Below are 7,155 nucleotides of genomic sequence, written 5' to 3'. Positions count from 1 at the left end.
CGTCCGGCGAGGCCGGGTGTTGATATCCGCCGATACTGACCGGATAGTCGAGCTTGATTCGGCTGTAAGGCGCGGCCGGTGAATAAAACTCATGAACCCCCAGTTGCTTAAACGCTTGCCAGTTTTTGACCACCACATTGGTGTACACCAGCGGCGCCTTCACGTTTAGTTTGAGATCAGCCTGCTGCTGCTCTGGTGTTTCCGGTACCAGATATGGGATCATCATGTTATAGCCCGCCATGATGGCATTCTTACCGCGCACGCGATGCATTTTGCCATCGCGTAGCCACGTGACGGCAACGCCACCCTCCACGTTCGCCGCATTAATCACCGTGCTGTTCAGGCGTAAACGCGTGGTGTTTTCCGGCAAGTCGAGCTTTTCATAATCCAGTCTGGCGAGGACAGAATCTTCCATGGTATTGCCAGGCAGCGCGTCCGGCAGCATGTGTCTGACCAGCAACCGTGCCAGACCCGCATTGCCATCCGGGAAATGATAGACATATGGCTCTTCGAGGTCGGCAAGCGATTCACCGTCCAGCGGCGGCAGCCCTAACGCTTCCATTCCCGGCAATGCGCACGCACGAGCATCACTACCGGAAATGCCTTCAATACCGATGGCAAAGAAATCGTTGGAACGCTGCTGGAAATAGAGCAGCGCCATTTTGCTTAAACCAACCCTGGTGGAAAGAAACTCACTATAGCTGTGGGTATCCAGCCATTCCGTTTTTTCATCAACCGTCATCCCAGGAAGATAATCAACCGGACGCACATGCAAATCGATCAGGGCTTTACGATCTTCCTCACTCAAGGGGAAGTCATTGATAAAGTCTTCGATATTACGGCCATTGAGCCGATCCGGCGGAATATCATCGGATACCGCACGCCCCGGATCGCCGCTGACTATTTTCGTCTCACCAAAATTCTTTTTATCGAAGAAGACGCCACGACTTAGTTGCCAGTCGGGGTAGAAATTAACGTCAAAACTCTTTTTCAACCGCGTGACGCTCACGCCGACGGTTTCCATCAGCTTATTCACTTCGGGGCTGAAATTATGCGCGGGTGACTGAAAGGCTTCACTCCCGCCATATCCGATAAGTTTTTTGCCTGCGGAGGTGAATTCGTTGCGTTTGGCGTGACCACCAAAATCATCATGGTTATCGAGGATCAGCACCTTGCTGTTTTTTCCGACCAGTTCATGCCAGAAACAACCCGCGGCCAGTCCGCTGATACCGCCGCCCACAATCACCAGATCGTACTCTTCCTCGATGGGCAGAGCGCTTAAATCAAAGTGCTTATGTTCACGGCCTAACGCATGGGCCATTTCAAACGAACCCGGATGGTTACCGCGTAGCCCCGTTAACGCAGGCGGATAATAACTTCCATCAATAAATTCGTGCCCCTTTCCTGCCGCTCTGACCAGATCCAGAGGGGTCAGTCCCGCAGCGATAGTCACCGCCACGCCGTTGAGAAAATCACGTCGGGTAATTGCCATTAACTTTGTCCTTTTGCCACTGACACATTGTCCTAAAAAACACTACAAATGAGAGGTTCCCCCTCGCAGATACAAGGAGGATACCGCCGACTACTTCACTGGCTTCAGCTCTTCATCCAGTTTTTTAGCGTCATAATAATCACCCTGCCAGGTGATTTTTCCTGCCTTAACATGAATATAGCTGACACCTTCAAATTTGATCGGATTATTTGTCGGCGGACTTCCCGCCCATTCGCCGCTATTTTTACCCGAGAATTCCCAACGAAATGCCACAGTATCTTCATCCGCGACAGGTTTACCGACCATTTTCCAGGTCAGATCCGGGACCGCCTTAATAAATGCACCAATCACGTCTTTTTCAGCTTTTTTCCGGCCGGTTACCGGCTCTCCTGCGGCGGCATCGTAATAAACGGCATCGTCCGCCAGGTACTGGGCAGCCAGCGGCGCATTATGCGCATTCCATGCTGCCATATATGCTTTAACCGTGTTCAGCGGTGAGCTTTCTGCCAGACTTAATCCTGAGAACATCACCAATGAAAGTGCGGCTATTTTTAATGTTTTCATCGTATTACCTGTTATTCGGAAATATCACACATGATATGTTTCACCCGGGTATACTCATCGAGCGAATAAGAGGAGAGATCTTTTCCGTAGCCGGATTTTTTGAATCCACCGTGCGGCATTTCGGCGCACAGAGGAATATGACTGTTAATCCATACTGTGCCGAAATCGAGATCAATACTGAAACGCTGAGCGCGACTGTGATTGCAGGTCCAGACGCTCGCGGCCAGGCCATATTCCACATCATTCGCTTTGCGCAACGCGTCTTCATCACCAGAAAACGACTGAATGGTCATTACCGGGCCAAACACTTCGTGTTGGATGGCTTCATCATGTTGATGCAGGCCAGAAATTATCGTTGGCTCAAAGTAGAAACCCGGTCCAGGCCCCGCATGACCACCGGTTTCAATTTTCGCATGTGCAGGTAAACGCTCAATAAACCCCTTCACCTGCTCAAGCTGGTTTTTGCTATTCAGCGCGCCATATAACGCATCCTGATCCTGCGGAGGACCAAACTTGATACTTTTCGTTTTTTGGATCAGTTTTTCCAGGAACGTCGCATAGACAGAATCTTCCACCAGGATGCGCGTGGCGGCAGTACAATCCTGTCCGCCATTGAAAAATCCTGCGGTAGTGATGGCAGTAATCGCCTTGTCCATATCTGCATCAGCAAACACGACGGCGGGTGCTTTGCCACCCAGTTCAAGATGGGCCTTTGTCAGGTTAGCTGCTGCTGATGCCGCAACCTGCAGACCAGCGCGTACCGAACCGGTAATCGACACCAATGAAGCCGTCGGGTTAGAAACCACCAGTGAGCCAGTACTGGCCTTGCCCAACACAACGTTAAACGCCCCGCGCGGAAATAAGGGTGCCGCCAGTTCAGCCAGGAGCAGCGTACTCACCGGGGTGGTATCGCTCGGTTTTAAAACTACCGTATTGCCTGCGGCCAGCGCCGGTGCAATCTTCCACACCGCCATCATAAACGGGTAGTTCCACGGTGTGACTTGTCCCACAATGCCCAACGGCTCACGACGAATCGTTGAGGTGAACCCGGCGGAATATTCTCCGGCGGCCTTCCCTTCCAGACAACGCGCTGCGCCGGCAAAAAAACGGATCGCATCGCACGAGGCTGCAATCTCTTCTTTTTCGATAAAATGACGCAATTGACCGGTTTCCTAGCTTTGCGCGTTGACCAGTCGTTCAACATTTTTTTCTATCTCATCCGCCAGTTGCAGCAGTGCTTTTTGCCGCTGGGCTGGTGTCGATTTTTTCCACATGTTAAATGCCGCCGCGGCCGCCGAGTAGGCAAGATCCACCTCAGTCGCACCGGCATTAGGCGATAACGCGTACGTTTCACCGTCAACCGGACTCACCAGTTCAAACGTGTCTTCTGTGTTACCCGCTACATATTGCCCATTTATAAAATGCTTCAGGGTTCTCATGCCTGTCTCCCGCCAATTAATACATAAAGAAGCTTATGTAATATATATATTGTAAAAATTTTTCAAATGCGCAACATTGACACTATGATAAACCTCGCACTTTTAACTTAAATTTTACATTTTCAGAGTAAGGTTTTTCATCGTCAGCGTACAGTGCGCTTTGACGCTATCGGGACACACATCCGCCTGTGCAGCGATGTTGCGCGTGGGCATGTAAAATAACGCGGCCATTCTGACCTTTCGTGCCCCGCGGGCATGTGTTAAAAATGGTCGTTGTTTCAGGGAATTGAGTGCAGAAAAGATTATGATTACTCATGCGGTCATATTTGCGCCTATCGGGCAGGTCAGTCGTTCAGACCAGATAGTGCAGCGCCTGTCAAATGCCATTATTACCGGGTTGCTGGAGCCAAAAGAACAGCTGCCCAATGAAACCGATTTGGCAAAGATGATGGGTGTCTCACATATTACTATCAGAGAAGCGCTCAACACGCTTCGGGCTAATAATCTTATCCATACGGTTCGTGGCCGTAATGGCGGGAGCTTCGTTTGCGAGAATATTGATGGCAAAAATAGCGCCCTGCATCCGTTTAAATCGATCAGTACCGATTACCTTTCGGATTTAGGCGAAATGCATTGCGCCATTATCAGCCACAGCGCCAGGTTAGCCTCCAGACGCATGACCGCGGCGGATATTGCCAAATTTCGCGAGTTTGTAGACGTGCTGAGGAAAGCCGACTCACCGGAACTGATGACTCAGGCCGATATGCGTTGTTTGCTGGCAATTGCGGCCAGCTCTCATTCAGCACGGCTGGCCAACCAGGAGCTTCAGGTCCAGGCCGAGTGGGCATCACTGGTGGCAATACTCTATCGCGCCGACAATATTCATGCGGAAATTATCGCGCTTTATTCGGCGCTGGCCGACGCGCTAGCCGCCCATAACGAGACCGGATCAGTCCAGTACGCCACGCAGATCATCGATACGTTTACCTATTACCTTATTGAAAAAAAGCTGAAATATAACTCGAACTGACAATCAGTGAAGGCAGGACAGACCATGAGCTCTTCGACATCCTTAAGCGCATTAATCCGTAAAATTGATGATATTACCGTCTCTACCGTAGAGTCTACCGTTGCGCTGGCGAGGAGCATTCACGAGGCCATTGCCGGTGTGCAAAAAGGCTCCGCCGAAGTTGTCCTCGACCCCGCTGTCAGATCAACGGTTCAGCAACACATCAAGAGCACACTGAACAACAATCACTACTGTTCGGGCGCAGGTTTCGCCAGCCATATTGAGAGTACAGAAACCACCAAAGAATATTGGCTGCTGGAATGGTGGTATAAGAAAGATAATGGATTGAGTCAGGCACATCTGGATTTGGATCAGGCGACGCAACAGCGACTGGATTTCAGAACCTTTGAGTGGTTTAAGCATTCGCCTCCGGCAGGTGAAGCGTACATCCATGGCCCGTATGTCGACTATATCTGTAACATCTCCTATACCCTAACCTCAGCGGTTCCGGTTTACTATCATGATCAGTTCCTCGGCGTCGCCGCCGTCGATCTGCTGGTCAGTCAGATAGAAGCCGAACTGCTCTCCTGCCCTCACCCTGATTATGTCATTCTGACCAATCTGGAAAACCGGATCATCTTTTCCAGTTGGCCGCGCTTTCGCGTCGGTGAATTATTGTCACCAGCCCACAGCACGGTGGTGTATCAAAGCGACTACTTTATCCTTTATCACTACCAGAAATAGTCCATTCAAGGCTGAGCGTTACCGGATAAGGATGCCAGCGTTGTATCCGGCGCGCAAAGCGTTCGAAATTAAGGGCCCGAAGGCCCTTAGTTTTAGTTATCCTGCCCTATATTGAGCTTCGTGGCATAGGCAATAGCATCGTTTTCCGGTGCAGCCGAGCGGCCAAAAGGTCGGGTAAGGAACATGTAGATCAATCCTGAACCTACCACAATCGCCAGGCCAAACAGTACTGTCCAACGGTCAATGAAATCACTGCTGTCAGCTGGCTGCGCCAGTAACCAGATCCCACACAGGCCGTAAGCTAATGCCAGCACGTTTACAATCACGCCCCAACCACCAATCGTCCACTCTCCGGCGGGTTTCCAGCCTTTCAGACGTTGACGCAGCGCGGCCAGTACCACCATCTGGAATGAAATATAAATACCGATCACAGCAAATGCGGTGATACGCGATAAGTTATCTGGCTGGAAATAGACCCAGACACAAATGATAACCGGCAACACGCAGCTGACGACCATGGCATTATCCGGGACACCATTTTTGGAAATTTTGGCCATCCACTCGCTGCCCGGCAGCATTCTGTCGCGGGAGAAAGAAAAGATAAGACGACTTAACGCCGCTTGCAGAGACAGAATGCACGACAGCATCGCGATAATAGCGACAACGATAAAGACCGTCGCACCGGTTTCCCCCAGTGCTTCATTGAGGATTGCCGGGATCGGATCGGCGGTTTTGCCATTCACGATACTCACCAGGTTCGGTGACGCCAGCAGATAGCCCATGACGGAGATAATGGCGGAGATCGCGCCAAACACGATACTTAAAATCATGGCTACCGGAATTTTTTTGCTTGGATTTTGCACTTCCTCTGCAACGTTACCGCACGCCTCGAAGCCAAAGAACATAAACAGGCCCATCAGCGCGGCAGACATAAAGGCGGTGGAATAACTTCCGTCATGCGCCAGTACCCCCATCGAATCAAAGATGACGGAGAAAGGCTGTGAACGGTGGAAAATCAGCAGATAAATACCCAGCGCAATCACGCTGACGATTTCACACCAGAAACCAATTTTGGCGACCCTGGCCAGATTCCTGGTCCCGGACATATTGACGGCCATCATCAAAAGCAGCAGCAAGACGGAGGTCACCAGCATGGTGGCGGGTGTCTGCCCATAATGAAAGAGTGATTCAACAAATGTTGATGTATATTCCGCGATCGAGGTAATCGTCACCACCAGCGCCCACAGGTAGATCCAGGCGGCGATCCACGCATATTTCTTACCCCACAACCTTCTCGCCCAGGGATACAGCCCCCCGGTGATCGGATATTGAGACGCAACCTCACCAAACACCAGGGCGACTAACAACTGCCCACACGCGACGATTAAAATCCACCACACCGCGGGTGGTCCCGCCAGCGTCACTGCCAACGCGAACAGCGAATAAACAGCGGTGAGCGGTGACAGGTAGGTAAAACCCAACGCAAAATTTGAAATAAGCCCGATCGAGCGGTTGAACTGTTCTTTGCCATCTTTTTGAAAATTATCGTTTTTCTTATCAGGAGTCTGTTCCATATTGCTTTCTCTTTTGTGGAATAGTCGCAGGGTTGAACAATTAATGTATAAAAGATATTAAGTTATATGTATAGTGATTTTGTCGCATATTTGTTAAAACAAATCGCACATCACGTTCCTGAATAAACAAGTGCTCGACTCGATTTAATAACACTTAATTAACATGACGAGTGAGTGACGAGAGGTTTTCAGCGTTGGAGGCCTGGACGCTGATGTCGCGCGGGGCACGGGAAAACGCGCACGCCGTTGAGCAGCACCGTCTGCTGCTGGAAGCGAACCGCCATCTGTGGGATACGCTGCCGGAAAAATACGCTGACCTGGTATAAGAACGTG

Annotated in this window: 5 protein-coding genes and 1 pseudogene; 2 read left to right on the top strand and 4 right to left on the bottom strand. The window is 50.6% G+C overall.

Translation table 11 applies throughout. The features are described 5' to 3' along the window. From FDX03_RS18060 to FDX03_RS18050, 3 genes and pseudogenes are all read right to left on the bottom strand, one after another. On the bottom strand, positions 1–1,492 hold a 1,492-nt coding region (locus FDX03_RS18060; RefSeq protein ID WP_249357100.1), incomplete at its 3' end, for an FAD/NAD(P)-binding protein. A 90-nt stretch (positions 1,493–1,582) separates the two neighbouring features. Beyond that, the gene (locus tag FDX03_RS18055) at positions 1,583–2,056 is read right to left on the bottom strand and encodes an ester cyclase (RefSeq protein WP_137346350.1); all 474 of its coding nucleotides are present in this window, start codon (positions 2,054–2,056) and stop codon (positions 1,583–1,585) included. An 11-nt stretch (positions 2,057–2,067) separates the two neighbouring features. Further along, positions 2,068–3,495 (bottom strand): annotated as a pseudogene (locus tag FDX03_RS18050) (gamma-aminobutyraldehyde dehydrogenase). Between the two features lie 304 nt (positions 3,496–3,799). Between FDX03_RS18050 and FDX03_RS18045 the strand changes: the two are divergent. Continuing rightward, positions 3,800–4,525: a GntR family transcriptional regulator gene (locus FDX03_RS18045; RefSeq protein ID WP_040233767.1), complete on the top strand. Its 726-nt coding sequence runs from the start codon at positions 3,800–3,802 to the stop codon at positions 4,523–4,525. A 24-nt stretch (positions 4,526–4,549) separates the two neighbouring features. Beyond that, positions 4,550–5,248, top strand: a complete 699-nt coding sequence (locus tag FDX03_RS18040; RefSeq protein WP_116360133.1) for a cache domain-containing protein — start codon at positions 4,550–4,552, stop codon at positions 5,246–5,248. Positions 5,249–5,340: 92 nt separating this feature from the next. On the opposite strand, the gene FDX03_RS18035 is transcribed toward FDX03_RS18040, so the two are convergent. Next, a complete protein-coding gene (locus FDX03_RS18035) occupies positions 5,341–6,822 on the bottom strand; it encodes an APC family permease (RefSeq protein WP_048211817.1) in 1,482 nt (493 codons plus the stop codon). Between the last annotated feature and the right edge of the window lie 333 nt (positions 6,823–7,155).

Origin of the sequence: Citrobacter sp. wls827 (genome assembly GCF_005280875.1) — a bacterium.
GTDB lineage: Bacteria > Pseudomonadota > Gammaproteobacteria > Enterobacterales > Enterobacteriaceae > Citrobacter > Citrobacter youngae.
Note: the sequence above shows the minus strand (reverse complement) of the source record. Positions and strands in the feature narration are given on the sequence as shown.

Coding starts and splice junctions, on each gene's coding strand:
- FDX03_RS18055 (WP_137346350.1), bottom strand. CDS start 2,056: ATGAAAACATTAAAAATAGCCGCACTTTCATTGGTGATGTTCTCAGGA.
- FDX03_RS18045 (WP_040233767.1), top strand. CDS start 3,800: ATGATTACTCATGCGGTCATATTTGCGCCTATCGGGCAGGTCAGTCGT.
- FDX03_RS18040 (WP_116360133.1), top strand. CDS start 4,550: ATGAGCTCTTCGACATCCTTAAGCGCATTAATCCGTAAAATTGATGAT.
- FDX03_RS18035 (WP_048211817.1), bottom strand. CDS start 6,822: ATGGAACAGACTCCTGATAAGAAAAACGATAATTTTCAAAAAGATGGC.